The sequence below is a fragment of the Arthrobacter sp. BE255 genome (assembly GCF_031457335.1).
In the GTDB taxonomy this organism is placed as follows: domain Bacteria; phylum Actinomycetota; class Actinomycetes; order Actinomycetales; family Micrococcaceae; genus Arthrobacter.
Map to the genome: position 1 here is coordinate 46,996 of NZ_JAVDWK010000015.1, position 24,464 is coordinate 71,459.

The window sequence follows — 24,464 nt, forward strand, 5'->3', positions numbered from 1 at the left end:
GTCCACCGCCAAAATTTCGGTGAACTCCGGGTGGATCCAGCGTGACGTTTCCCACGATTGAATTTTTCCAATGAAACATTTGACTCCGCCAAACCGTTATGGCACGCGCGCGCTTTGGGCAATGTAAGCGCTTGCATCAAATGTCTGACAGGCTGGATTTTGGCGTCGAAACACGGTTTGAATGCAGTCGGTGTACTGCCTAGCGTGGACAGCGGGCCAGGAAATAACAATTTGTCCTGAGCCACGTACGGGGCCTCACCCAAGCCCCGTTCCCCTCGAAACAACGGCGTCCGTGATGACGCCTGAGGTGTCGTCGGGCTCGCCGGAGCATTCGAGGCCACAGGGCATACGCCCGTCTTCCACGAATAGTTTCACCTCCGCGAGAAGAGCAAAAATGCACAAGCACCCCCAAACACCCCGGATGCTGCGGTGGCGCCCCGCCGCCGCAGCACTGGCGGCAGCCGTAGCGGCCTCGGCCTTCCTGGCCATCCCGTCAGCACAGGCCAACGAGCCGGCGGATCCGCCGGCCGCCGAGCAGATGCCGGCCCCGACCCCGGGCTTCCCCCTGCCCACCAAGCACACGCAGGAGGCCCACGACCCGGCGTCGGACTTCACCTCCAAGTGGACCCGCGCAGACGCCAAGCAGATCATGGCCCAGAGCGACTCCACCGTGGCTCCCGGCGAGAACTCCATGAGCCCGGATGTCACCATGCCGGAAATCCCCGAGGATTTCCCCGCCATGAATGACGACGTCTGGGTCTGGGACACCTGGTCCCTCACGGACGAAAACGCCAACCAGATCAGCTACAAGGGCTACGACGTCATCTTCTCCCTCGTGGCAGACCGGCACGCCGGCTACGGGTTCGACCAGCGACACTGGAACGCCCGGATCGGCTACTTCTTCCGCAAGACCAACGCCGACCCGGCCAAGGACAAGTGGAACTACGGCGGCCACCTGTTCCTGGACAACACCTCGATCGGCAACACCGAGTGGTCAGGTTCCACCCGACTGATGCAGGGCAACCAGGTCAACGTGTTCTACACGGCCACCACGTTCTACGACGTGGCCGAGCGGAACGCCGGCGGCGGCGGCATCGCTCCCGACGCGGCAATCGCCAAGGCCCTGGGCAAGATCCACGCTGACGAGAACGGCGTTACGTTCGATGGCTTCGAGCACACCAAGCTGCTTGAGCCGGACGGCAAGATGTACCAGAACAAGGCCCAGAACCCCGGCTTCGCCTTCCGCGATCCGTACACCTTCGCGGACCCTGCGCACCCCGGCAAGACCTTTATGGTCTTCGAAGGGAACACCGGCGGCACCCGTGGAGAGTACGAGTGCAAGCCCGAGGACCTCGGCTACCAGCCGGGAGACCCCAACGCCGAGAACCTGAATGAAGTCAACAGCACCGGCGCCTACTACCAGACCGCCAACGTGGGCCTGGCTGTGGCGGACAACAAGGACCTGACCAAGTGGTCGTTCCTGCCGCCGGTCCTGTCTGCCAACTGCGTCAACGACCAGACTGAGCGTCCGCAGATCTTCATCCAGAACGAAAACGGCAAGAACAAGTACTACCTGTTCACCATCAGCCACCAGTTCACGTACGCTGCGGGCATGCGCGGCCCCGACGGTGTCTACGGCTTCGTCGGCGACGGCGTCCGTTCCGACTACCAGCCGATGAACAACAGCGGACTGGCCCTGGGTTCCCCGACGGACCTGAACATGCCGGCCAACGCTCCGGAAGGCCCCAACCCGCTGCAGAACGGCCGCCAGTTCCAGGCCTACTCGCACTACGTGCAGCCCGGTGGCCTGGTGCAGTCCTTCATCGACAACGTCAACGGCGTCCGCGGCGGATCCCTTTCGCCCACGGTGAAGATCAACTTCCAGAACGGCATTTCCCAGGTGGACCGCAGCTTCGGCAAGGACGGCCTCGGCCCGTTCGGCTACCTGCCCACCAACGTCCGCGTTGGCGGCGAGGGTCACTACAAGTGAACCGCCCATAGCGGAACCTGATCAAGGACCTTCCGCAGGTGGAGGCGGGGGCGTCCGGCATGGCCGGGCGTCCCCGCCTCCTGCCGTTAAGCCGCGGGCAGGGGATAGGGTTGGGTTCAACAGAAGGGGGAGTGCCTGATGGAATACCAGAACCCACAACCCGATGCGGGCGTCCAAAGACATAGCGCCGGAAGCCTGGTGCCGGGCCACGGCCGCACCGTCATCTCTGAGACTGCCGTAGCAAAGGTTGCCGGCATCGCCGCCCGTGCTGTCCCGGGGGTCTATTCGCTGGGGTCCGGACCGTCCCGTGCCCTCGGCGCCATTCGGGACGCCGTCGGCAGTTCCGACCACGCAGCCGGTGTGCACGCAGAGGTGGGCGAAACCCAGGTGGCTGTGGACATCAGCCTCGTGGCCACCTACGGCGCGCCGCTCCATTCGGTGGCTGACCAGGTCAGGTCTTCCGTGTACCGCGCCGTTGAAGAGCTCGTCGGGCTGCAGGTCATTGAAGTGAACGTCGAAATCACCGATGTCTATGTGGCCCCGCCTGTAAAACCGGCCGGTCCGGCCACCGCAGAAAGGGAGGCCGTCCTGTGAACCTGACAGTTGTGGGAATCGCCGTGGGAGCGTTCGTGGCGTTTATGTCCTTCCAGTTCGGGCTATGGGGCTTCCTGGTCTCGCTGCTGTTTATGGCAATCGGAGCCCTGCTGGGCCGCGCGGCGGAAGGGAAACTGGACCTGCGCGGCGTCCTGGATGCCATCATCGGCCGGCGCTCCTCGTCATGAGCTCGCCTGCACCGACGCTCCGGGGCCAGGTCCTTGCCGGTCATAACCGCATCAGCACCCAGGCCCTGACCAGCCTGGCCAGGGCCGCGGCAGCTGAGGCGCTGGGCGTGCCTGCCCAGGACATCCGTGCAGACTGGTCCGACGACGACGGCCTGCTTGCGCTGTCCCTCGTGGCGCCCATCCACATCCCTCCGCTGAAGGCAGTAGCTGCCGACGCCGGCAGGGTTGCTGCCTTCGGCGGGTCCATCTGGGACCGCACTGTCACAGCGAAAGCACGGATCCTGGCCACCGTCACCTCGCTCAGCGGGGCCCGGCTCAGCCGCGTGGACATCCGGATCAGCGGGGCCCGGATCAGCGAAGGAGGGCGTGTGAAATGAGCGCACCGGACAAGCAAAGAGTCCTCTACCGGGAGACCCATTCGTCCCGAGCGGTGGTCGCATCGTTCGCCGCTGTCCTCGTTGTTGTTGCCTGTGCCTATGGACTCCTGGAAGCAGCGGTCCATGCCATCGGCCAGCCGGCCTGGCTGATCGAACCGCAGACCGCTGCGGAACGGCTCGTCGCCTTGCCTTCGGGAGTACCGCCGCTGTTGCTCGGCGCCCTGGGTGCCGTGCTGGCAATGATCGGGCTGTTCTTCCTTCTGAACGCAGTGCTTCCCGGGCGCCGCGCCCGGCATGTGCTCAGCGACGACGAGGACGGCTGGAACAGTCCGGCGGTGGTGGTCGACGACGAAGTCATCGCTTCCGCCCTGGCACGCCGTGCCCGGCTCGCTGCCAACGTCACACCTGAGCAGGTCATGGTGGTTGTCTCCCGGCGCCAGGTCATTGTGAACGTCCGTCCCACCTCCGGCGTGCCGGTGGATGGGGGAGCCGTCCGCGCAGCAGTGGACAGCGAACTTGGCGAGATGGCCCTTCTCCCGGTTCCTGAGGTCCGCATCAACCTGGCATCGGCGGGGGTGATTGGCGCGTGACCAGCACACCCGCCCTGCTGAATCGGATCCTTGTGGCGATCCTGGGCCTCAAGCTTCTCGCCATTGGACTGCTCCTGGTCCTGCTGGCCACCGTTCCGGCAGTCGCCACGTGGTGGCATTCCTGGTCGGAGGATGCCTGGCAGGGGATAAACCAGGCCTTCAACAACACCCGGTTCCCCGGCAGGCCGGAGAGCTGGCTTTGGATCGTGGTGGTCCTCGTGACGCTGCTGCTAATGGGGCTGATGGTTGCCTGGGTGGCCCAGCAGGGCAAAGGCCGCAGCAACCAGCTCGTTTCGGATGACGACGCCGGGGAGGTCGCCGGCGACGTCCGGATCGGTGGAGGAGTGGCCGAGCAGGCCCTCAAGCAGGCCCTTGCGGAGCGTCCGGACCTGGCCGGTGCCACCGTTGCAACCTACGAGGTCAACGGCAGCCCGGCCCTGAAGGTCCGGCTCCTTCCGCGCCAAGGCGTCGCCCCGCACCTCCTCGCTGCGGAGGTGGCAACGCTGGTGGAGGCCCTGGACGCGGTGGTTGGCAAGCGCACACCGGTGCTGATCCACATTGGCGCCGGTGCGCGGACGCGGTTCAGCCGGGCTGAACGCGTCCGCTGAGCACCTACGTCAGCGGGTCAGGTAAACCGTGCAGTTCGGCGGTATTCCGGCCAAAAGACCGTCCGACGGCGGCACGCTGGCCATCGATGCCGTGAACCCGTCGGGTACCGGAACAGCGGCCGAACCCAGGTTGGTCAGCACCAGCACTTCGCCGTTGTGGAACGCCAGCACCCCCGCTTCCGGCTGGTGGACGTCCGCCCACCGGAACGTCCCTGATCCCAACCCGTGGGCAGAGCGGAACGCCAGCGCCGAACGGTAGAGCTCCAGAGTGGAACCCCCGACGCCGTCCTGCCGGTTGGCAGCGAGGTCCCGGAACGACTCCGGCTGGGGCAGCCACGGTGCCGCGGGCACTTTGGCGCCGGTGCCGGCGTCGGGCGTTACACCCCCGGGGAACGCCCCTGCGAAGCCGTAACCCGGCTCGTCTGCCTTCCATGGCAGCGGCACCCGGCAGCCATCACGGCCGATCTCGGCGCCGTTAGTGCGGAAGAACGTAGGATCCTGCCGGGCTTCGTCCGGGAGGGTGGTGTGTTCGGGTAGCCCCAGTTCCTCGCCCTGGTAGATGTAGACGGAACCCGGCAGCGCGAAGGAGACCATTGTGGCGGCGCGTGCCCGCTGCAGTCCCAGGATTGCGTCCGGCTGCTCGTCCCCGGCACCGATGCCCTTGGGGAACGTGGTGGGATCCTTCAAGCCGAACCGCGTGGTGTGCCGCACGGTGTCGTGGTTGCTCAACACCCACGTGGACGGTGCCTCCACGGAGGCTGCGGCCCGGAGGGAGTCGTCGATGGCTTCTGCCATGCGTTCGGCATCCCAGCCGGCGAGCAGGAAATCGAAGTTGAAGGCCTGCTGCATTTCATCCTTGCGGACGTACCGTGCGAGCCGTTCCGCGGGTTCCACCCAGGCCTCGGCGACCATCATCCGGTCGCCGTCGTAAGCGGCCAGCACGCGGTTCCAGTCGCGGTAAATGTCATGCACGCCGTCCTGGTCAAAAAACGGCGACGGCGGGTACTGCGGAGACACCGCGCGGTGCGGCTCCTGCGCCTCCGTATGGGCGCCGTGAGCATCGCCAGGCGGGGTGTGCCGGTTGTCCGGTGCTTGCTCCGCGGTGCCCTCCACCATGGCCGCGACGCCGTCCCAGTCCGGCAGGCCGGCTTCCTTGACCATGCCGTGGGCAACATCCACGCGGAAGCCGTCCACGCCGCGGTCCAGCCAGAAGCGCATTACAGAGCGCATTTCCTCCTTGACCTCGTTGTTGTCCCAGTTAAGGTCAGGCTGTTTGGTATCAAAAAGGTGAAGGTACCAGTCGCCAGGGCTGCCGTCGGCTTCCGTTACCCGGCTCCAGGCGGGTCCGCCGAAGATCGACCGCCAGTTGTTCGGGGCCAGGTTGCCGTCGCCGGAACCCGGCACCTCGTCCTTGCCCGTCCTGAACATGTAACGGTCCCGTTGCGGGGACCCCGGCGGAGCGGCCAGGGCCTCCTGGAACCAGATGTGCTCGTCGGAAGTGTGGTTTGGAACCAGGTCAACAATGACCTTCAGGCCCAGGCCGTGAGCAGTTTGTAACATTGCGTCGAAATCCGCCAGCGTTCCGAAAAGCGGATCAACCTGGCGGTAGTCCGCCACGTCATAACCGCCGTCCGCCTGGGGGGACTTGTAGAAAGGCGACAGCCAGACCGCGTCGACTCCCAGCCGCTGCAAATACGGCAAACGGGCCGTAATCCCGGGGAGATCACCCATTCCGTCGCCATTGGCGTCTGCGAAGGAGCGGGGATAGATCTGGTACACGGCGGCACTGGCCCACCAGGAATTCCTCGCGGAACCGGGGGTGGGAACGAGCGGATGGCGCATTTGGTTCCTCTCAGGTAACTTTTTGATGTAAACGCTTGCATTTCTTCCCGCAACGTTACTAGTGTGATGGTCACCACATCAACCGCACTGTCGACTTACTTGTCACTCAGCGAGGAGCCTCAAGCAATGAAAACCCGTAAATTCTTACTCCCGGCAGCAACTGCCGGCATCTTGGCCCTAACGCTCTCCGCCTGTGGCGGCGGGGGCGGGGGCACCACAGGTGGCGGCGGCACTGATGCCGAGGCTAACCTCGACGGCCGCGGCCCCATTACTTACGTCCAGGGCAAGGACAACAGCAACGTTGTCCGTCCCCTGGTGGAAAAGTGGAATGCCGCGCACCCCAACGAGAAGGTCACGTTCAAAGAGCAGACCGACCAGGCCGACCAGCAGCACGATGACCTCGTGCAGCATTACCAGGCCAAGGACGCCAACTACGACGTCGCCAGCGTTGACGTTGTGTGGACTGCTGAATTCGCGGCCAAGGGATGGCTGCAGCCGCTCAAGGACAAGATGGCCGTTAACACCACGGGCATGCTTAAGCCCACCGTTGAAGCGGGTTCGTACAAGGGAACGCTCTATGCCGCTCCGGTATCGTCCGACGGCGGCATCCTCTACTACCGCAAGGACCTCGTTCCCACTGCCCCTAAGACCTGGGCAGAAATGATGGACATGTGCTCCATTGCCAAGGCCAACAACATCGGCTGCTACTCGGGCCAGTTCAAGCAGTATGAGGGCCTTACGGTGAACGCGTCCGAAGCCATCAACTCGTTCGGCGGCTCGGTCCTGGACAAGGATGGCAAGCCCAGCCTGAACACCGCCGCGGCAAAGGCAGGCCTGGAAAACCTGGTCAAGGCCTACGCCGACGGGAACATCCCGCAGGAAGCCATCACCTACCAGGAAGAGGAAAGCCGCCGGGCCTTCCAGAGCGGTAACCTGCTCTTCCTGCGCAACTGGCCTTACGTGTACAACCTGGCCACCACTGAAGGCTCGTCTGTCGTCAAGGATAAGCTGGGCATGACGGCCCTTCCGGGCAAGGACGGACCGGGTGCATCGTCTCTGGGCGGACACAGCGCTGCAGTCAGCGTCTACTCAAAGAACAAGGCAACGGCACTGGACTTCGTGAAGTTCCTTGTCGATGCGGAGCAGCAGAAGTTCTTCGCCACCCAGGGTTCCCTGGCTCCGGTGCTCGGTGACCTCTATGAGGACAAGGAACTCGTTGCCAAACTCCCGTACCTTCCGGTGCTGAAGACCTCCATCGAGAACGCCGTTCCGCGTCCGGTGACGCCGTTCTACCCGGCTGTTACGCAGGCTATCCAGGAGAACTCGTACGCTGCGCTGAAGGGCGAGAAGTCTGCCGAGCAGGCCCTCTCCGATATGCAGAAGTCCATCGAGTCCGCTGGCGCAGGATCGTAGCTTAGCCATGGCAACCGAATTGGGCCCGACGCCGGTCAAGAAGCCGGCGTCGGGCGGTCCCGAAGTCCACCACGCACCCAAGGGTGTGGGGGAGGACAACAAGCTGATGAGCCAGGGCAGGTGGGCGTCCTGGCTGCTCGCCCCGACCATCATTGCGCTGGGCGTCGTTATTGTTTACCCGATCATCAGCGCCATTGTGATGTCCTTCCAGAAGGACGCAGGCCTGGATCCTGTCACCGGCCTCTTCACGGCCGGCGGCCCCGCAGGTATCCAGAATTACGTCAACTGGATCGGCCAGCAGTGTGCCGCCCCTGGCGGCGGCACCATCGCATGCCCCCCAGGTACGCTGGGTGGCCAGTTCTGGTCGGCGACAACCACCACGTTTATCTTCACAATCATCACGGTGACCTTTGAAACCATCCTGGGCTTCTGGATGGCCATGATCATGGCCCGCACGTTCAAGGGCCGCAGCCTCATCCGGGCCGCCGTGCTGGTGCCGTGGGCCATCCCCACCGCCGTCACCGCCCAGCTCTGGCTGTTCATCTTCGACTTCGAAGGCATCGCCAACAAACTGTTCAACGCCAGCATCCTCTGGACCGGCAGTGAGTGGCCCGCCAAATGGGCGGTCATCATCGCCGATACCTGGAAGACAACGCCGTTCATGGCTCTGCTGATCCTCGCGGGCCTGCAGATGATTCCCGCTGAAGTCTACGAAGCGGCCAAGGTGGATGGCGCCACTGCATGGCAGCGGTTCCGCCTGATCACGCTTCCGCTGGTCAAGCCGGCCCTCATGGTGGCCATCCTGTTCCGCACCCTGGACGCGCTGCGTATGTTCGACCTGCCGTACATCCTGACGCAGGGCGCCAACAACACCACCACGCTGTCCATCCTGGTGATCAACCAGATCAGGCAAGGGTTCAACGCGGCGGCGGCGCTGTCCACGATCACCTTCATCATCATCTTTCTGGTCGCTTTCATCTTCGTACGGTTCCTGGGCGCGAATGTTGTGGAACAAAGCGGCGCCACCGGTAAGGGGAAGAAATGAGCACGTCAACAGCAGCCACCGACCTGCGCGCCAGGCAGGACAAGGGGCGCAAGACCGCCCAGAACAGGGAGAAGTGGGCCCAGGGGCGCACGTACATCAGTGCGGCAGTCATCCTCATCTGGTGCCTCGCTCCTGCGTACTGGATGGTGGTGACGGCTTTCCGCGAGGTGGGCTTCACGTACGACACCTCGATCCTGCCCACCCACGTCACGCTGGACAACTTCGCCACCGCGTTCGACACCTCGTTTGGCAACAGGTTCGGCCAGGCGCTCCTGAACAGCATCTTCATCGGCGTCGTGGTCACAGCGGTGTCCCTGCTGATCGGCGTGTTCGCCGCTTACGCGCTGGCACGGCTGAACTTCCGGTTCAAGTTCCTGGTGCTGGGCTTCATCCTGGGGGCTTCCATGTTCCCCGGCGTCGCCCTGATCACCCCGCTCTTCCAGCTGTTCACCAACATTGGCTGGATGGGCACGTACCAGGCGCTGATCATCCCGAGTATCTCGTTTGTGCTGCCGCTGACCGTCTACACGCTGACGTCCTTCTTCCGCGAAATGCCGTGGGAGCTGGAGGAATCAGCGCGCGTGGACGGGTGCACTCAGGGCCAGGCCTTCCGCAAGGTCATCATGCCCTTGGCCGCACCGGCCATCTTCACCACGGCGATCCTGGCGTTCATCTCGTCCTGGAACGAGTTCCTGATCGCCAGCCAGCTGTCCAGTGACGCCACCCAGCCCGTGACCGTCGCCATCGCGAGCTTCGCGGGTGCACAGCCCAACCAGATCCCGTACACGGCCATCATGGCCGCCGGCACCATCGTCACCATTCCCTTGGTGATCCTGGTGCTGGTCTTCCAGCGCAAGATCGTTGCCGGCCTGACGGCAGGTGCGGTCAAGTGACGGAAGGCGTTTCCCGCCCCCGGAAGCCGAAAGGGGCGGGAAACGAACGCCGGCTGGCACGCTCCGGCGAGGATTTTGACATCATCATCGGATTCCTGGGTTTCTGGGCAGTGGTCCTGCTTGTGGTCACGGTCTGGATGGAGGTAACGGGACAACCCGCGCTCTGGTGGGCCCTGGGCCTGTTGGCCACACTGCTGGCAATCTATGGAATGCTGCGGCTGCGAAAGCGGCTGCCTGAGCGGAGGTAGCGCTGCCCGGGGATCCCGCCGAACGAGCGCCCGCTTCGCGGTGTAACACTGCCCACACTGACACTGGGCAGGTAACACTGCGAAGCGGGACCCGGCTCAAAATACTATGGCGTGGGGGGATCGCACTGGAGCAGGGCGGACGCCTGCAGGGAGTACATAAGGGGACACCGTGGCACGCACATCTGAAAGGTCCCAACGGGGCGGCCACAGCGGCGTCAGCATTGAGGACGTAGCGGCCGCTGCGGGAGTTTCCACGGCCACCGTCTCAAGGGCGGTTCGCGGACTGCCCCGGGTATCGCCGGCCACGCGGGAAAAGATCCTCGAGGTCGCCGGCCAGCTCGGATATGTCGCCTCCTCCTCAGCATCAGGGCTGGCCACCGGCCGTACCAAGACCATTGGTGTGCTGGCACCGTTTGTGAGCCGGTGGTTCTTTTCCAAGGCCATCGAGGGTGCCGACCGGGAGCTCCACGCCCGCAATTACAACCTTTCGCTGTTCAACCTGGGCGGCCACGGCAGCAACCGGGAGCGGCTCTTCAGCAAGACCATGGTCTACAAGCAGATCGATGCGCTGCTGGTGCTGTGTATGGCCCTCACCCATGACGAGCTCGACCATCTGCAAAAGATCGACATCCCCCTGGTGGTGGTGGGCGGCCATGTTGAGGAATGCGCTTACATCGGCATCGATGACTACGCCGCCGCCTCCACCGCAGTGCGGCACCTTATTGACCTGGGGCACCGCGACATCGCACTGGTCCACGGCGACGACGAAACCGACCTCAACTTTGACGTCCCACGGGTCCGCATCCTCGCCTTCAAGGACGTCATGCAGGCCGCGGGCCTGCCTACCCGCCCGGAATGGGATGAATGGGGCGATTTCACGGTCCGGAGCGGGCAGGAGGCATTCCGCCGGCTATGGGCCCGTCCGGGAGACAAGCCCACCGCCGTCTTTTGCGCCTCCGATGAAATGGCCATGGGCGTCATCTTCGAGGCGTCGCGGCTGGGGGTCCGCGTCCCGGAGGAGCTTTCCGTGGTGGGGATCGACAACCACGATTTCGCCGACGCGATGGGCCTGACCACGGTGGGGCAGCGTCCGGACGAGCAAGCGGAGCTGGCCACCAAAATGCTGCTGGACGAACTCGACGGCGCTATCGGGGCGGTGCGCTCCGCCGTCGCACCCCACGAACTCATCATCCGGAGGACGACGGCGCCGCCACGCGCCTAATACTGCGTGTACCTCAGCGGTGAACCTAGGACGCCCGGGCCAGTTGCCTGATGGGGATCCAGCGGGAGGCCAGACGGCGGTAAGCTGCCGCGGCGCCGGTCATGTCGCCCTCGGCCAGGCACTCGATGCCCAGCCGGATGTCCATGGGTGACTCGTCCGGGTACACCTTGTCGGCGACAGCTCCGTAATCCAGCTCCACCATGGAATTGACGTGGAACAGCTCCAGCCACTCGGTGAGCTGGGCGAGGTCGTCCAGCATGTCCAGGTCAGGCGCCGCCAAGGCCAGGTTGGCCACGGCGTACCGTGCCCGCTCCATGGCCTCCGTGATGGGCGTCCAGACGCGGACGGTGAGGATCCGGCCGCCGGATTCCACCACGTCCTTACGGTCACCTTCCATAAACAGCGAGAACCAGCTGAATGGAATGCCCCACGTGGAGGCGCGGGTGTGGACCCGGATGGATCCGTCCCGGGCCTTGACGAGGTCGATGCGTTCCTGGTGTTTATCCCGTTGTTCTTCCGGAATCAGCATTTCGGCGAGGGGGCCGTGGATTCCTTCCATCAGCGCGTTGGCTGCCAGCCCGGCCCGCAGCACCAGCTGGCTGGGGCAGTACAGCAGGACCGGGTCCGGGGCGGCACCCGAACCGGCGTCAGCGCCGCCGTCGGACGTTCCGGCTGCCGGGGCATCTTCCGGCAAAGCCGGTCCCGGAACACCGGGAGTGGTGGTGACCCGGACCAGGTCGGTGCGGCCGGTGGGAAACGGATCGCCGCCAGCCCGGGTGATCCGGCCCAGGGAGGCGAGCAGTTCGGCGTTTTCCACGGCCGCCCGGGAGGCGGTCCGGGCACCGGCCGTACGGATGGCTTCGCGCTGGTCCTCGGGAAAGGCGTCCAGGGGTTCGTAGACACGCAGCGTGGAGGAAAACGGCAGGCCGGCCTGGCCACGGTAGAGGTTTCCGGTCATCGTTCTCCCCTTTCGGCGGTCCAGGGCTGCAGCATCAGTCTGCCAGATCCACCAGCACCGGCGCGTGGTCCGAGGCGCCCTTGCCCTTGCGCTCCTCGCGGTCAATCGATGCGCCCGTGACCCTGGCGGCGAGGGCGGGGGAGCCGAGGACGAAGTCGATGCGCATGCCTTCCTTCTTGGGGAAGCGCAGCTGGGTGTAATCCCAGTAGGTGTAGACGCCGGGACCGGGGGTGTACTCGCGTGCCAGGTCCTTGAACCCGGCCTCCTCAAAGGCATGGAACGCAGCGCGTTCAGGCGGGCTGACGTGGGTGTACCTGTTATTGACGAACAGGTCGATGTCCCAGACGTCGTCGTCGAACGGTGCAATGTTCCAGTCGCCCATGAGGGCCACCTGGGCGTTCGGGTCGGCGGTGACCAGGCTGTGGGCGTGGGTCTTCAGGGATTCCAGCCACTTGATCTTGTACGGCATGTGCTCGTCATCGAGCGACCGGCCGTTGGGGACGTAAAGGCTCCAGATCCGGACGCCGCCGCAGGTAGCGGCCATGGCGCGGGCTTCCTGGACGGGGTCCTTGCCCTCCTTGCCGAACGCCGGCTGGTCCAGGAACGTCCGCTCCACGTCCTCAAGGCCCACCCGGGAGGCGATGGCCACGCCGTTCCACTGGTTCACGCCGAAGTGGGCCACCTCGTAGCCCATCCGCTCGAAGAGTTCCCAGGGGAAGTTCTCGTCCTTGCACTTGGTTTCCTGGATGGCCAGGACATCGCAGTCGCTGCGCTGCAGCCAGGCCTCCACGCGGTCGGCACGGGCACGGAGGGAGTTCACATTCCAGGTAGCAATCTTCACGTTCCTAACTTACCGAACTTGGGCGCCGCCCGAGGGCCACGGCCGAGCCGGGTTCCGCGCCTGGCTCCCGGCCGGTGCCCGCAGGAACGGGGCACTATGGCGCGGACACGCCGTCGGAACGCGCTTTCGAGGCCTGGATGCGGGTCAAAGTGCCCCACGACGGCGGCACTAAAGCATGCGACGGCGGCGGCGGGGCACTCTGGAATTTAGTAGGAAGTCCGAGTATATTCGCTTGCAGAGATGACCTGGATCACATGCGAAGGAGCATTCAGCCATGGTGCGCGAACTATCCCATTACGTATCCGGACAGAGAATTAGCGGGACATCCGGCCGTTACAGCGACGTTTTTGATCCGTGCACGGGCGAGGTCCAGTCCCGCCTGCCGCTGGCCAGCCGCGAGGAAGTCCGGAACGTGGTGGCCGCCGCGGAGAAGGCCCAGACGGAGTGGGGAGCCATGAACCCGCAGCGCCGCGGGCGGATCCTGCTGAAGTTCGTCGACCTGGTCAACCAGAACATGGATGAGCTCGCCACCCTGCTCTCCTCCGAACACGGCAAGACCTTCGCCGATTCCAAGGGCGACATCCAGCGCGGCATCGAAGTGGTGGAGTTCGCGGCCGGCGCCCCGCACCTGCTGAAGGGTGAATTCTCCGACGACGCCGGCGCAGGCATCGACGTCCACTCACTTCGCCAGCCACTCGGGGTCGTCGCGGGCATCACGCCCTTCAACTTCCCGGCGATGATCCCGCTGTGGAAGTCCGGGCCGGCACTTGCGGCGGGCAACGCCTTTATCCTCAAGCCCTCCGAGCGGGACCCCTCGGTGCCGCTGCGCCTGGCTGAGCTGTATTCCGAAGCCGGGGTCCCGGACGGTGTGTTCAATGTGGTAAACGGGGACAAGGAAGCCGTGGACGCCCTCCTGGAGGACCCGCGCGTCAAAGCCATTGGCTTCGTGGGCTCAACCCCTATTGCCCAGTACATCTACGCCACGGCGGCCGCCCACGGCAAGCGTGCACAATGCTTCGGCGGCGCCAAGAACCACATGGTGATCATGCCGGACGCGGACCTGGACATGGCCGCCGACGCCCTGATCGGGGCAGGCTTCGGCTCCGCCGGTGAGCGGTGCATGGCAATTTCCGTGGCTGTTCCTGTCGGCGAGGAAACCGCCGACCGGCTGGTGGGGAAACTCCAGGACCGCATCAAGGGGCTCAAGGTGGGCCACAGCCTGGCCAAGGACTCGGACTTTGGCCCGGTCGTGGCGGCCAGTGCCAAGGAACGGATTGAGGGCTACATCCAGGCCGGCGTGGACGAGGGGGCGACCCTCCTCACGGACGGGCGAGGCCTCACCGTTGAAGGCTACGACGGCGGCTTCTGGGTTGGTCCCACGCTCTTTGACCACGTCACCAAGGACATGAAGATCTACAAAGAAGAAATCTTCGGGCCCGTCCTCAGCGTGCTCCGTGCCGCCGACTACGACGAGGCCCTCCGGCTGTGCTCCGAGCACGAGTTCGGCAACGGGGTGGCCATCTTCACCCGCGACGGCGACGCCGCCCGGGACTTCGCCAGCCGCGTGGAAGTGGGCATGGTGGGCATCAACGTCCCCATCCCGGTCCCGATCGCGTACTACACCTTCGGCGGCTGGAAGGCCTCCGGCTTCGGTGACCTGAACCAGCACGGCGCCGATGCCTTCCGCTTCTACACCAAAACCAAAACCGTCACCACGCGTTGGCCCTCCGGGATCCGCCAGGGCGCCAGCTTTGTGATGCCGGCGGGAAGCTGATGGGGGAGCGGGAACCGGCAGAAATCCTGTTCGAGCGCCGCGGGCAGCTTGGCCTGATCACTCTGAACCGGCCGAAGGCCGTCAACGCCCTGACGCTCGGCATGGTCACTGCCATGCTGGAGCAGCTCACCGCCTGGGCCGACGACGACGCCGTAGCCACCATCCTGGTGCGCGGCGCCGGGGACCGCGGGCTGTGCGCCGGCGGGGACATCGTGGCCATCTACCAGGACATGATCCAGGAGGCAGGCCGGGCTCCGGATTTCTGGAGCGCCGAGTACCGGCTCAATTCGCTCATTGCCGGCTACCCGAAGCCCTACGTTGCCTTCATGGACGGACTGGTGCTCGGCGGCGGTGTGGGAATTTCCGCCCACGGTTCGGTCCGCGTGGTCACCGAGCGGACGCGGATGGGCATGCCCGAAACCACCATTGGATTTGTGCCCGACGTCGGCGGCACCCTCCTGCTCTCCCGGGCCCCGGGGGAGACCGGCACCCATGCCGCGCTGACGGGTGCCCACCTGAGCGGCGCGGATGCCCTGTTTCTGGGACTTGCCGACCACTTCGTCCCGTCCGGGAGTCTCCCCGCACTGGCGGAAGCGCTGGAAAGCTCGACGGCGGATGCCGCCGTCGGGCGCTTCGCCCAGGAACCGCCGGCCTCGGCACTGGAGGGGCAGAGGGGCTGGATCGATGCCGGCTATGCCGGTGACGACGCCGAGGAGATCGTCCGGCGCCTGCGCGCCGCCGGCGGTGACGCCGCCGCGGCGGCGGACACCATCGAATCGAAGTCACCCACGGCCGTGAAGGTGGCCCTGGCTTCACTCCGGCGGGTCCGGGGGCTGTCCCTCGAGGACGCGCTGGACCAGGAATACCGGGTGGGGCTGCGCTTCCTGGCCGGCCGTGATTTCCGCGAGGGCATCCGGGCGCAGGTGGTCGAGAAGGACCGCAATCCGCGGTGGCAGCCGGCCACACTCAAAGAGGTGGGCGAGGCCGACGTCGCAGCCTATTTTGAATCCCTCGGCGAACGCGAACTCGGCCTGGCCGGCGTAGGCGCCGGTGTGAAGACCTTCAGCCAGTCAAAGGAGACGGACCATGTCTGAGAAACCCGCCATCGCGTTCCTGGGCCTGGGCCACATGGGCGGGCCGATGGCCATCAACCTGGTCAGGGCCGGCTACAGCGTGGCCGGCTTCGACGTGGTGCCCGCGGCCCTGGAGGCGGCAAAAGCCCACGGTGTGCCCATTGCGGCCAGCCCTGCCGAGTCCGTGGCCGGCGCCGGCGTGGTGCTCACCATGTTCCCCAGCGGCCAGCACGTCCTGGACGCCTACCGCGGGACGGACGGTGCGCCCGGACTGCTGGCGACTGCCGCCCCGGGAACCATGTTCCTGGACTGCTCCACCATCAACGTGGACGAGGCCCGGGAAGCCGCCGCGCTGGCCGTCGAAGCAGGCCACCGCTCCGTGGACGCCCCGGTCTCCGGCGGGGTGGTGGGCGCGGAGGCCGGCACCCTTACATTCATGGTGGGCGGGGAAGAAGACGACTTCGACGCCGTGCGGCCGCTGCTCGACGTGATGGGCAAACGTGTGGTCCACTGCGGCGGGCACGGCGGCGGCCAGGCGGCGAAGATCTGCAACAACCTCATCCTGGGGGTCTCCATGATCGCCGTGAGTGAGGCGTTTGTCCTGGGCGAGAAGCTGGGCCTGACGCACCAGGCACTGTTCGACGTAGCCTCCAACGCCTCCGGGCAATGCTGGGCGCTGACCACCAACTGCCCCGTTCCCGGCCCGGTCCCCAGCAGCCCCGCCAACCGCGACTACCAGCCAGGCTTCGCCGGGGCGCTGATGGCCAAGGACCTCAAACTGGCACTGAACGCCCTGCAGAGCACCGGAGTCGCGGCCCGGCTGGGCCCGCTCGCCTCCGAAATCTACGATACGTTTGCCGCTGAAGGCGGCGCAGGCCGGGACTTCTCCGGGATCATCACGGACATCCGGGACAAGTCGCACAACGACAGGAGTCAGGCATGACGGAGTACACGAACATCCTGGTGGAACAGCGCGGCCGGGTAGGCCTGGTCACGCTCAACCGGCCGGAGGCCCTCAACGCCCTGGACAAGGCCACCATGGAGCAGCTCGTCGCAGCAGTCACCGCCATGGACGCCGACCCGGGCATCGGAGCCGTGGTCATCACCGGCTCCGGCAAGGCATTCGCCGCCGGGGCGGACATCAAGGAAATGGCGTCGCAGGGCTTCATGGACATGTTCGCGGCCGACTGGTTTCGCGGCTGGGAGGACTTCACCAGGCTCCGCATCCCCACCATCGCGGCGGTGTCCGGCTTCGCGCTGGGCGGCGGCTGCGAACTGGCCATGATGTGCGACCTCATCATCGCCGGAGACAACGCCAAGTTCGGCCAGCCGGAGATCAACCTCGGCGTGCTGCCGGGCATGGGTGGCTCCCAGCGGCTCACCCGTGCAGTTGGCAAGGCGAAGGCCATGGACATGATCCTCACCGGACGCTTCATCGGCGCCGAGGAGGCCGAACGCTCCGGGCTTATCTCGCGCGTAGTGCCTGCCGAAAACGTCGTGGAGGAGGCGCTGAAAGCCGCTGAGATCATCGCGTCCAAGTCCAAGCCGGTCGCCATGCTCGCGAAGGAAGCCGTCAACGCCGCCTTTGAAACGGGACTCGCCCAGGGTGTCCTGTTTGAACGCCGGATCTTCCACTCGCTGTTCGCCAGCGAGGACCAGAAGGAAGGCATGGCCGCGTTTACGGAGAAACGCCAGCCGGAGTTCAGCCACCGCTGACCCGCCCCGGCTCCACCCCTGCATGTGAAACGCCACGCCCTGTTCCTCCTAGACTCGTAGGAGCCGGGAAACCGGAACGGACAGTTGGCTGCGTAGGGGAATGGGGAATGGTGATGTGGGGAACTGGCGTCTCTGCCGAAGGCTCGACCGATAACCTGGGCGGCCTGGTGGGCGTCGCGGCGAGGGGCATCGAAAGCCTCGGCGAATGGGGCGTGGGCCTCTTCACCCTCGCAGAAACAGTCCTTCCGCCCATTCCCAGCGAGGTGATCCTCCCGCTGGCCGGGTACCTGGCCAAGCAGGGATCCCTGAACCTGGTGCTCGTGTTCATCACCAGCACGCTGGGCGCCTACGCCGGTGCCCTCCTGCTCTATTGGCTCGGGGCCAAACTCGGACTCGAGCGGTCCATCCGGGGCCTGTCGAAGCTTCCATTGGTGGACCGGGAGGATTTTGACAATGCCGCGGACTGGTTCCGCCGCCATGGCCGGTCCTCGATCTTCTTTGGCCGGCTGCTTCCCGGCGTGCGGAGCCTCATTTCGCTGCCGGCCGGTGCGTCCAGCATGCACCTGGCCACGTTCAGCCTCTACACGCTCGCGGGGAGCGGGCTGTGGAACGGGGCCCTCATCGGCCTGGGCTATGCGGTGGGCTCGCAGTACCAGGTGATCGAACAGTATTCACGGTTCCTCAACTATGCCGTGTACGGCGCGCTGGGACTGATGGTGGTGTGGCTCGTGGTCAGGAGTGTCCGGCGCAGCAGGAACGCCGGGCCCTAAGCACACAAAGCCGTAAGGGGCGCCATCAGTCCGTGAAGTCGCCGGCGTTCCGGCGGAAGCTGCCCAGGATCCGGATGAGCTGGTCCACATCTGCCGGCTCGAAACCCGACTGGCCAAACACCTCGGAGTTGAGCACCGCCGTCGCACGCTTTGCCACGGTGCGGCCCTCCGCGGTGAGCTCGATCAGTGTGGTGCGGCCGTCCGTTGGATGCGGCGAGCGGGCTACCAGCCCGGCTCCTTCCAGCCGGTCGACGGCGTTGGTCACCGAGGTGGGATGGACCTGGAGCAAAGCGCTGGCCTTGTTCATGGGCAGCGCACCGCTGCGGGCGAAGCTCAGCAGGGCAAGCAGTTCGTAGCGGGCAAACGTAAGTCCGAACGGTTTCAGGGCGCTTTCGATCCGGGCCAGCAGGATCTGCTGGGTCCGCATGATGGCCGTAATGGCCGCCATGGGCGCGGCGACGTCAGACCAGCCGCGGTCCTCCCAGTTGCGCTGGGCGTCGGCAATGGGATCGCGGGGTAGCGGTGCGCCCATCCCTCAGCCCTTCAACCCGGGGAAGTCAGCTTCGGAATACTCGATTCCGGCCCCTTCGGGGAGCTCGGCACCGCCGGGATGCAGGTCCCCGCCGTGCCGCACTTCCTCGTTGTGCCGCAGCTCCACCCGGCGGATCTTGCCGGAGATGGTCTTCGGCAGGGCTGCGAACTCCAGCCGCCTGATGCGCTTGAACGGGGCCAGATGGTCGCGGCAGTAGCGGAGGATGTCCTCGGCCAGTTCCGGCCCGGCATCGTAGCCGGCGGCCAGCACCACGTACGCCTTGGGGACGGACAGTTTCAGGGCATCGGGGGAGGGCACGACGGCCGCTTCAGCCACCGCCGGATGCTCGATCAGCACACTCTCAAGCTCAAACGGCGAGAGGCGGTAGTCGGAGGATTTGAAGACGTCGTCGTCGCGGCCCACGTAGGTGATGATGCCTCGCTCGTCCCGGCTGGCCATGTCACCTGTGTGGTAGTAGCCGCCGCGGAACGCCTCGGCGGTCCTTCCCGCGTCCCCGTAGTAGGACTTCATCAGCCCCACCGGGCGGGGATCCAGGCGGAGGCACAGCTCGCCGTCGTCGGACTCTTCCCCGGTGTTCGGGTCCACCAGCACCACGTCGTAACCGGGAAGCGGCTGCCCCATGGCGCCGATCTTGACCGGCTGGCCCGGCGTGTTGGCGACCTGGACGGTGGTTTCGGTCTGGCCGAAGCCGTCGCGGATGGTCTGCCCCCAGGCGCGCTGCACCTGCCCGATCACCTCGGCGTTGAGCGGTTCCCCGGCGGACACCACCTTGGTGGGCGGGGTCTTCAAAAGTGTCAGGTCGGCCTGGATGAGCATGCGCCAGACGGTGGGCGGGGCGCAGAAGCTCGTGACGGCTTCGCGGTCCATCTGTTCCATCAGCGCCCGGGCATCGAAGCGTTCGTAGTTGTAGATGAAGACGCAGGCTTCTGCGATCCACGGTGTGAAAACGTTGGACCAGGCGTGCTTGGCCCAGCCGGGCGAGGCCACGTTCAGGTGCACGTCCCCCGGTTCCAGCCCGATCCAGAACATCGTGGAAAGGTGGCCCACGGGGTAGGACGTGTGGGTGTGCTCCACGAGTTTGGCCTTGGACGTGGTGCCGGAGGTGAAGTAGAGCAGCAGCGTCTCATCCGCCGCGGTGGGGGCGTCCGCGGCAAAGGTGGTTGCCGCCGTCGTCGCTTCCGTGTACCGGAGGGCCGCCGGAGCGGTGGCTTCAGGACTGCCGGGAGTGCCGCCGTCGGCGATTTCAATGAGCCGGTAATCGCCGGGTACGCCGGCAAACTTGCCGATGTTGGAGCTCCCGACGGCGGCCCAGCCCGCCTCGCCGCGCTCCACCCGGTCCACCAGGTCCGCCGGACCCATCAGCGTGGTGGTGGGGATCAGGACAACCCCCAGCTTGATGCCGGCGAGCATCAGCTCCCACAGCTCCACCTGGTTGCCCAGCATGATGATCATGCGGTCCCCGCGGCGGACGCCCTGGCTCCGAAGCCAGTTGGCCACCTGGCTGGAACGGGCTGCCAGGTCAGCGAAACTCCGGCGGGTTGCGGAGCCGTCCTGCTCCACGATCACCAGGGCAGGCTGGGTCCCGCGGGCGGGGTCGGCGGCGATTTGGTCGAACCAGTCCAGGGCGAAGTTGAATTCCTCGAACCGTGGCCACCGGAACTCTTCCCGGGCCTGGCCGTAGTCGGAACGGAGGGCCAGCAGGCGGTCGCGTGCTGCACGGAAGTCGTCGGTGACTGTCATGGTGGCGCCCTTTCAACAAGTGATGCGCATCACTGGTTATCCAACTCTGTGCAATATACTAGGACATCCAAGGGTTTGGAAGAGCGAAGGGACCGTATGCCCGTGCCGCCACAACGACGTGATGAAGGCGCCTTGACCGCAGCCCCGCTGGCGGCACCAGCAGCCACGCTGCCGTTTCCGGACGCGGACCTGATGTACATCGTGGACCTGCTGCCGGGGCACGAGAAGGACCGCTACCTGGAGATCCGGGAGTTCCTGCAGGCCTCCGTCCGGCAGGCCTCGATCGACTACTGGAACCGCGAGGAATTCCCGTTCGGCCTCCTGGCGGAAATGGGCAAGCATGGCCTGGGCGGGCTGCAGACCGATGGCAGCTCCAAACTCTTCAAGGGCCTGATGTACGTGGAAGTAGCCCGGGCCGATGTGTCCCTCTCGGCACTGGTGGGCATCCACAATGAGCTGATCGTGGGAATGATCCACGAACTCGGTTCTCCGGAGCAGAAGGAACGCTGGCTGCCCGGGCTGGCCTCCTTTGCCCAACTGGGCGCGTTTGCCCTGACCGAGCCGGACCACGGTTCGGATATCGCGGGCGGCCTGGCCACGACTGCCCGCCTGGAGGGCGGCGAATGGGTGATCAACGGCGCGAAACGCTGGATCGGTGCCGGAACCATTGCCGACTTCGCGCTGGTATGGGCGCGTGACGACGCGGACGGGCAGATCAAGGGCTTCATTGTGGAGACGGACCGGCCCGGATACTCGGCCACGAAGATCTCCAACAAGATCGGCCTGCGGATCATGCAGAACGCGGACATTGTCCTGGATAACGTGCGGATTCCGCAGTCCAACATGCTGCCGGGCGCCACCGACTTCTCCAAAGCCAACGATCTCCTGCGGGATTCACGCGCCTGGGTGGGCTGGCAAGGCGCCGGCATCCAGCTGGCGGCCTTCGACGTCGCCCGTTCCTACGCGGTGCACCGGAAACAGTTCGGCAAGGAGTTGGCACGCTTCCAGCTGATCCAGCAGCAGCTCGCCGAAATCCTCGGCAACGCCTCCGCATCGCTGGCACTCATGGCCCAGCTGGCCAGGATCCAGGAGGACGGGAAACTGGAAATGGTGCAGGCCGCCATGGCCAAGTCCACCTGCACCCGGCTGGCGCGCGCGTCCGTGGCGATGGGCCGCTCCATCCTGGGCGGCAACGGGATCAGCACGGATTTCGAAATGGGGAAACTCTTCGGCGACGCGGAAATCCTGTATACGTACGAGGGCAGCTACGAAATAAATTCACTCATTGTGGGCCGCGGCGTCACCGGAATGTCTGCCTTCGTTTAGCTGCAAACGCGAAAACTCCCCCGCCGGTGCGAAAAGCACCAATGGGGGAGTTCCCTTGAGACGTTACAGCGGGCGGATGTTCTCTGCCTGCGGGCCCTTCGGACCCTGGGTCACATCGAATTCGACCTTCTGGTTCTCGTCCAGTGAGCGGTAGCCGCTGCTGGCAATTGCCGAGTAGTGCGCGAAAACGTCAGCGGATCCGTCATCCGGAGCGATGAAGCCAAAGCCTTTTTCGGCGTTGAACCATTTAACTGTGCCTGTTGCCATTGCTATTGCTACTTCCTTTGTAACCCTTTTCTGGTCCTGCTCCAACGGCAGGCAGATGGCGGAGATGATCCCCCGCTGTCTCCAACCTAGGGGGCGGACGGTGGCCGTGCAATAGCTGCCGTCATCAACTATTCAAGCTGTAACCTGCCGGAAATGCGGTTATGGCCTCAGCAGCACCTTGATGGCCCGGCGTTCGTCCATCGCTTTATACGCTTCTGCAGCTTCCTCAAGCGGCATTTCGACGTCGAACACCCGGCCGGGATTGATGCGGCCGGCCAGCACGTCGTCGAGCAGTTCGGGGATGTAGGTGCGGGCAGGGGCCATGCCGCCGGACACCGTGATGTTTTTGTCGAACAGGTAGCGCAGCGGTATTTCGGCGCCGCCCGTAGGCACTCCCACGAAGCCCAGGGCGCCGCCGGGGCGGACCGAGTGCAGGGCCTGTTCCATGGATTCCTTGGTCCCGACGCACTCCAGCACCGAGTCGGCGAGAACCCCGCCCAACAGTTCCCGGACCTTCGCCACACCGTCGTCCCCGCGTTCTTCGACGATGTCCGTGGCGCCGAACTCGCGGGCGATGGCCTGCCGGTCGGCGTGCCGGGACATCGCGATGATCCGCTCGGCACCCAGCCGCTTGGCCGCCAGCACGCCGCAAAGCCCCACCGCGCCGTCGCCGACCACCACAACGGTGCGGCCCGGGGACACCTGGGCGGAGAGCGCGGCGTGATGGCCCGTGGCCATGACGTCGGACAGGGTGAGCAGATTCTTCCGGAGGGCGTCGTCGGGCTCGGCCGCCAGCGGAACCTTGACCAGGGTGGACTCGGCCAGCGGAACGCGCACCGCTTCGCCCTGGCCGCCGTCGATCTTCACTCCTGAGTCGTCCCGGCCGCCCCAGCCGGCCAGCCGGGCGCACGCCACGGTGACGCCGTTGCGGCACTGCGGGCATTCGCCGCAGCTGACCACAAACGGTGCGATCACGAAGTCGCCCGCCTTCAGCTCCGTGACGTCGGCACCCGTGCTCTCCACGACGCCGATGAACTCGTGGCCGATGGCGGTGGGACGGCGGGTGGGCTTGACGCCGCGGTAGGGCCATAGGTCAGAGCCGCAGACGCACGACGCCGTCACCCTGACCACCGCATCGGTGGGCAGCTGGACCGTCGGATAGTCGCGGTCTTCGACCCTTATATCGCCGGGGCCGTGGATGATCGTGGCACGCATAACTGCTCCTGTCGGGCATGGACGAAGGGGAATACCGAGTCTAGCCCCGGCCGGCCGCCAAGGCGCCGGCGGCCGCGTCGAGGCGGCGGGTGGAAGCCAGCCCCAGGTGGTACAGGTGGAGTTCGCTGCAACCGGCGTCGAGGAGGGCGGCCCACTCCCGTGCCATGGCGCCCATGTCGGCAGCTTTCGGCGGCAACACCAGCACGTATGAGCCCACCCGCGCCTCCGGCGCCGCCGCCCGCATCGCTGACACGGTTGCGGCTCCCTGGGCTGTGTCTCCCCAACAGGGAACGACGGCGGTGACCTCGCCCATGTGCGGCCACAGTCGACTGCGGCGGAGTGCTTCCACCGGAACAAACGGCCCCGTGGACCACGGATCAGGCGAGGCATGGATCGAAATCCTGGGTGTGGTTCCGGAGTCCGCAACGACCGCCAGGCACGCATCCAGCAGGGCCGCCGTCGCACCCCATCTGGCGTCCAGCAGCGGCAGGAATTCCTGGGCACCGGACGCCGATTCCGGCGTGGTGTCTGGATCGTCCGTCCGCAGAATTTCCTGCCGCACCCGGTTCCGTAGTGACGCGGATGCCATTCCGCGCGCGTCGTAGGCGGAACAGCAGGCCGCGCAGAAGCACAAGGACAGGAGCGCCTGCACCCAGGGCGAATACTCGGCCCCTTCGGTTTTCTCATGCTGGTTCTGGTGGCCGAAGCCGAGCGGGCCCGCGGCTTCCAGGATCAACCCGTCGGGCCGGCCGCGCTGCAGCACCTGGGCCACCAGCGTGGCGGCGTACGTGCGTACTTCCGGATACGAGGGGCACAGGGCGTGGCGGTATGTTTCGCCGAAGGCGTTCCGCACGCAGAACTCAGGCTTCCCCGCCCCTAGCGCACTCGAGTGAGTCAGGACCGTCCATGCATCGACGGGAAGCCCCGTGCTCCGGACAACGGCGGCCGCCGCGGAGAAGGAATCGTCAGTTCCTGTCCACTCCTCAGCATCCGCCGGAGCAAGGGGCTGATCGGCCCAGGCAGTGCCGAGCGGCACGTAGAGGGCCGCGGAACGGGCGTCCACGACCCGGCGTTCCGGATGCCGGGGCGTGGCTGCGCGCACCGAGTGGTACGCCGCAGCCAACGCCACCCGACTGACTCCCGTCGCCCCGATGCGGTCGCCCGCGTCGGGGTCCCCGAGGACGTCCCATGGATAGAGGTAGCCTGTAACGCTCCGCATGG

At 65.8% G+C, this 24,464-nt stretch carries 25 protein-coding genes; 17 read left to right on the top strand and 8 right to left on the bottom strand.

Annotation, left to right across the window (positions count from 1 at the left end; genetic code table 11):
- Nucleotides 1-394 precede the first annotated feature (394 nt).
- The 6 genes from J2X42_RS20780 (at nucleotide 395) to J2X42_RS20805 (ending at nucleotide 4,347) form a co-directional block, all read left to right on the top strand.
- Nucleotides 395-1,990: a glycoside hydrolase family 68 protein gene (locus J2X42_RS20780; protein WP_310167829.1), complete on the top strand. Its 1,596-nt coding sequence runs from the start codon at nucleotides 395-397 to the stop codon at nucleotides 1,988-1,990.
- A gap of 138 nt (nucleotides 1,991-2,128) precedes the next feature.
- Nucleotides 2,129-2,584, top strand: a complete 456-nt coding sequence (locus J2X42_RS20785) for an Asp23/Gls24 family envelope stress response protein (protein ID WP_310167831.1) — start codon at nucleotides 2,129-2,131, stop codon at nucleotides 2,582-2,584.
- Nucleotides 2,581-2,772, top strand: coding sequence for a hypothetical protein (locus J2X42_RS20790; protein WP_131133405.1), 192 nt, complete (start codon nucleotides 2,581-2,583; stop codon nucleotides 2,770-2,772). Before J2X42_RS20785 ends, J2X42_RS20790 begins: the two co-directional genes overlap by 4 nt.
- Nucleotides 2,769-3,149, top strand: a complete 381-nt coding sequence (locus J2X42_RS20795; RefSeq protein WP_310167832.1) for a hypothetical protein — start codon at nucleotides 2,769-2,771, stop codon at nucleotides 3,147-3,149. The genes J2X42_RS20790 and J2X42_RS20795 overlap by 4 nt, the downstream gene beginning before the upstream one ends.
- Nucleotides 3,146-3,739, top strand: a complete 594-nt coding sequence (locus tag J2X42_RS20800) for a DUF6286 domain-containing protein (protein ID WP_310167833.1) — start codon at nucleotides 3,146-3,148, stop codon at nucleotides 3,737-3,739. The genes J2X42_RS20795 and J2X42_RS20800 overlap by 4 nt, the downstream gene beginning before the upstream one ends.
- A complete protein-coding gene (locus J2X42_RS20805; protein ID WP_310167835.1) occupies nucleotides 3,736-4,347 on the top strand; it encodes a hypothetical protein in 612 nt (203 codons plus the stop codon). The genes J2X42_RS20800 and J2X42_RS20805 overlap by 4 nt, the downstream gene beginning before the upstream one ends.
- 9 nt (nucleotides 4,348-4,356) lie before the next feature.
- On the opposite strand, the gene J2X42_RS20810 is transcribed toward J2X42_RS20805, so the two are convergent.
- A complete protein-coding gene (locus tag J2X42_RS20810; RefSeq protein WP_310167837.1) occupies nucleotides 4,357-6,189 on the bottom strand; it encodes a glycoside hydrolase family 13 protein in 1,833 nt (610 codons plus the stop codon).
- 126 nt (nucleotides 6,190-6,315) lie between these two features.
- On the opposite strand from J2X42_RS20810, the gene J2X42_RS20815 reads away from it, so the two are divergent.
- The 5 genes from J2X42_RS20815 to J2X42_RS20835 all read left to right on the top strand — a co-directional run bounded on the left by J2X42_RS20815 (nucleotide 6,316) and on the right by J2X42_RS20835 (nucleotide 11,010).
- The gene (locus tag J2X42_RS20815; RefSeq protein WP_310167838.1) at nucleotides 6,316-7,602 is read left to right on the top strand and encodes an ABC transporter substrate-binding protein; all 1,287 of its coding nucleotides are present in this window, start codon (nucleotides 6,316-6,318) and stop codon (nucleotides 7,600-7,602) included.
- Between the two features lie 7 nt (nucleotides 7,603-7,609).
- Complete coding sequence (locus J2X42_RS20820; protein ID WP_131133411.1) at nucleotides 7,610-8,647, top strand: carbohydrate ABC transporter permease; 1,038 nt, start codon at nucleotides 7,610-7,612, stop codon at nucleotides 8,645-8,647.
- Nucleotides 8,644-9,540 (top strand): carbohydrate ABC transporter permease, encoded by an 897-nt coding sequence (locus tag J2X42_RS20825; protein WP_131133412.1) that lies wholly within the window; start codon nucleotides 8,644-8,646, stop codon nucleotides 9,538-9,540. The genes J2X42_RS20820 and J2X42_RS20825 overlap by 4 nt, the downstream gene beginning before the upstream one ends.
- On the top strand, nucleotides 9,537-9,788 hold the full coding sequence (locus J2X42_RS20830; protein WP_310167839.1) for a hypothetical protein: 252 nt from the start codon (nucleotides 9,537-9,539) through the stop codon (nucleotides 9,786-9,788). The genes J2X42_RS20825 and J2X42_RS20830 overlap by 4 nt, the downstream gene beginning before the upstream one ends.
- A 169-nt stretch (nucleotides 9,789-9,957) precedes the next feature.
- The gene (locus J2X42_RS20835) at nucleotides 9,958-11,010 is read left to right on the top strand and encodes a LacI family DNA-binding transcriptional regulator (RefSeq protein ID WP_310167841.1); all 1,053 of its coding nucleotides are present in this window, start codon (nucleotides 9,958-9,960) and stop codon (nucleotides 11,008-11,010) included.
- Nucleotides 11,011-11,035: 25 nt separating this feature from the next.
- Here J2X42_RS20835 and J2X42_RS20840 read toward each other — a convergent pair whose 3' ends face one another.
- Together J2X42_RS20840 and J2X42_RS20845 are read right to left on the bottom strand one after the other, a co-directional pair.
- The gene (locus tag J2X42_RS20840) at nucleotides 11,036-11,968 is read right to left on the bottom strand and encodes a hypothetical protein (RefSeq protein WP_310167842.1); all 933 of its coding nucleotides are present in this window, start codon (nucleotides 11,966-11,968) and stop codon (nucleotides 11,036-11,038) included.
- Nucleotides 11,969-12,002: 34 nt separating this feature from the next.
- The gene (locus J2X42_RS20845; protein ID WP_310167843.1) at nucleotides 12,003-12,809 is read right to left on the bottom strand and encodes an exodeoxyribonuclease III; all 807 of its coding nucleotides are present in this window, start codon (nucleotides 12,807-12,809) and stop codon (nucleotides 12,003-12,005) included.
- Nucleotides 12,810-13,083: 274 nt separating this feature from the next.
- Between J2X42_RS20845 and J2X42_RS20850 the strand changes: the two genes are divergently transcribed.
- From J2X42_RS20850 to J2X42_RS20870, 5 genes are all read left to right on the top strand, one after another.
- Nucleotides 13,084-14,583 (top strand): CoA-acylating methylmalonate-semialdehyde dehydrogenase, encoded by a 1,500-nt coding sequence (locus J2X42_RS20850; RefSeq protein WP_310167844.1) that lies wholly within the window; start codon nucleotides 13,084-13,086, stop codon nucleotides 14,581-14,583.
- On the top strand, nucleotides 14,583-15,677 hold the full coding sequence (locus J2X42_RS20855) for an enoyl-CoA hydratase/isomerase family protein (RefSeq protein ID WP_310167845.1): 1,095 nt from the start codon (nucleotides 14,583-14,585) through the stop codon (nucleotides 15,675-15,677). The genes J2X42_RS20850 and J2X42_RS20855 overlap by 1 nt, the downstream gene beginning before the upstream one ends.
- Nucleotides 15,670-16,599, top strand: a complete 930-nt coding sequence (mmsB, locus tag J2X42_RS20860; RefSeq protein ID WP_310167847.1) for a 3-hydroxyisobutyrate dehydrogenase — start codon at nucleotides 15,670-15,672, stop codon at nucleotides 16,597-16,599. The genes J2X42_RS20855 and mmsB overlap by 8 nt, the downstream gene beginning before the upstream one ends.
- A complete protein-coding gene (locus J2X42_RS20865; RefSeq protein WP_310167849.1) occupies nucleotides 16,596-17,372 on the top strand; it encodes an enoyl-CoA hydratase in 777 nt (258 codons plus the stop codon). The genes mmsB and J2X42_RS20865 overlap by 4 nt, the downstream gene beginning before the upstream one ends.
- A gap of 113 nt (nucleotides 17,373-17,485) precedes the next feature.
- Nucleotides 17,486-18,142 carry a DedA family protein gene (locus J2X42_RS20870; protein WP_310167896.1) on the top strand — a complete coding sequence of 219 codons (657 nt, stop codon included), beginning with the start codon at nucleotides 17,486-17,488 and terminating at the stop codon, nucleotides 18,140-18,142.
- Between the two features lie 25 nt (nucleotides 18,143-18,167).
- Here J2X42_RS20870 and J2X42_RS20875 read toward each other — a convergent pair whose 3' ends face one another.
- Both J2X42_RS20875 and J2X42_RS20880 read right to left on the bottom strand, forming a co-directional pair.
- Entirely contained in the window at nucleotides 18,168-18,674 is a 507-nt protein-coding gene (locus J2X42_RS20875) for a MarR family transcriptional regulator (RefSeq protein WP_310167851.1), read from the bottom strand.
- A gap of 3 nt (nucleotides 18,675-18,677) precedes the next feature.
- Nucleotides 18,678-20,435 carry an AMP-binding protein gene (locus tag J2X42_RS20880; protein ID WP_310167852.1) on the bottom strand — a complete coding sequence of 586 codons (1,758 nt, stop codon included), beginning with the start codon at nucleotides 20,433-20,435 and terminating at the stop codon, nucleotides 18,678-18,680.
- 192 nt (nucleotides 20,436-20,627) lie between these two features.
- On the opposite strand from J2X42_RS20880, the gene J2X42_RS20885 reads away from it, so the two are divergent.
- On the top strand, nucleotides 20,628-21,761 hold the full coding sequence (locus tag J2X42_RS20885; RefSeq protein ID WP_310167897.1) for an acyl-CoA dehydrogenase family protein: 1,134 nt from the start codon (nucleotides 20,628-20,630) through the stop codon (nucleotides 21,759-21,761).
- Nucleotides 21,762-21,824: 63 nt separating this feature from the next.
- On the opposite strand, the gene J2X42_RS20890 is transcribed toward J2X42_RS20885, so the two are convergent.
- The 3 genes from J2X42_RS20890 to J2X42_RS20900 all read right to left on the bottom strand — a co-directional run bounded on the left by J2X42_RS20890 (nucleotide 21,825) and on the right by J2X42_RS20900 (nucleotide 24,462).
- On the bottom strand, nucleotides 21,825-22,028 hold the full coding sequence (locus J2X42_RS20890; RefSeq protein ID WP_013599688.1) for a cold-shock protein: 204 nt from the start codon (nucleotides 22,026-22,028) through the stop codon (nucleotides 21,825-21,827).
- A 159-nt stretch (nucleotides 22,029-22,187) separates the two neighbouring features.
- Nucleotides 22,188-23,243, bottom strand: coding sequence for a zinc-dependent alcohol dehydrogenase family protein (locus tag J2X42_RS20895; protein ID WP_310167853.1), 1,056 nt, complete (start codon nucleotides 23,241-23,243; stop codon nucleotides 22,188-22,190).
- Between the two features lie 40 nt (nucleotides 23,244-23,283).
- A complete protein-coding gene (locus J2X42_RS20900; RefSeq protein WP_310167854.1) occupies nucleotides 23,284-24,462 on the bottom strand; it encodes a hypothetical protein in 1,179 nt (392 codons plus the stop codon).
- Nucleotides 24,463-24,464 lie beyond the last annotated feature (2 nt).

Coding starts and splice junctions, on each gene's coding strand:
- J2X42_RS20865 (WP_310167849.1), top strand. CDS start 16,596: ATGACGGAGTACACGAACATCCTGGTGGAACAGCGCGGCCGGGTAGGC.
- J2X42_RS20810 (WP_310167837.1), bottom strand. CDS start 6,189: ATGCGCCATCCGCTCGTTCCCACCCCCGGTTCCGCGAGGAATTCCTGG.
- J2X42_RS20880 (WP_310167852.1), bottom strand. CDS start 20,435: ATGACAGTCACCGACGACTTCCGTGCAGCACGCGACCGCCTGCTGGCC.
- J2X42_RS20850 (WP_310167844.1), top strand. CDS start 13,084: ATGGTGCGCGAACTATCCCATTACGTATCCGGACAGAGAATTAGCGGG.
- J2X42_RS20900 (WP_310167854.1), bottom strand. CDS start 24,462: ATGCGGAGCGTTACAGGCTACCTCTATCCATGGGACGTCCTCGGGGAC.
- mmsB (WP_310167847.1), top strand. CDS start 15,670: ATGTCTGAGAAACCCGCCATCGCGTTCCTGGGCCTGGGCCACATGGGC.
- J2X42_RS20815 (WP_310167838.1), top strand. CDS start 6,316: ATGAAAACCCGTAAATTCTTACTCCCGGCAGCAACTGCCGGCATCTTG.
- J2X42_RS20840 (WP_310167842.1), bottom strand. CDS start 11,968: ATGACCGGAAACCTCTACCGTGGCCAGGCCGGCCTGCCGTTTTCCTCC.
- J2X42_RS20800 (WP_310167833.1), top strand. CDS start 3,146: ATGAGCGCACCGGACAAGCAAAGAGTCCTCTACCGGGAGACCCATTCG.
- J2X42_RS20890 (WP_013599688.1), bottom strand. CDS start 22,028: ATGGCAACAGGCACAGTTAAATGGTTCAACGCCGAAAAAGGCTTTGGC.
- J2X42_RS20795 (WP_310167832.1), top strand. CDS start 2,769: ATGAGCTCGCCTGCACCGACGCTCCGGGGCCAGGTCCTTGCCGGTCAT.
- J2X42_RS20825 (WP_131133412.1), top strand. CDS start 8,644: ATGAGCACGTCAACAGCAGCCACCGACCTGCGCGCCAGGCAGGACAAG.
- J2X42_RS20785 (WP_310167831.1), top strand. CDS start 2,129: ATGGAATACCAGAACCCACAACCCGATGCGGGCGTCCAAAGACATAGC.
- J2X42_RS20780 (WP_310167829.1), top strand. CDS start 395: ATGCACAAGCACCCCCAAACACCCCGGATGCTGCGGTGGCGCCCCGCC.
- J2X42_RS20820 (WP_131133411.1), top strand. CDS start 7,610: ATGGCAACCGAATTGGGCCCGACGCCGGTCAAGAAGCCGGCGTCGGGC.
- J2X42_RS20855 (WP_310167845.1), top strand. CDS start 14,583: ATGGGGGAGCGGGAACCGGCAGAAATCCTGTTCGAGCGCCGCGGGCAG.
- J2X42_RS20875 (WP_310167851.1), bottom strand. CDS start 18,674: ATGGGCGCACCGCTACCCCGCGATCCCATTGCCGACGCCCAGCGCAAC.
- J2X42_RS20870 (WP_310167896.1), top strand. CDS start 17,486: ATGTGGGGAACTGGCGTCTCTGCCGAAGGCTCGACCGATAACCTGGGC.
- J2X42_RS20895 (WP_310167853.1), bottom strand. CDS start 23,243: ATGCGTGCCACGATCATCCACGGCCCCGGCGATATAAGGGTCGAAGAC.
- J2X42_RS20885 (WP_310167897.1), top strand. CDS start 20,628: ATGTACATCGTGGACCTGCTGCCGGGGCACGAGAAGGACCGCTACCTG.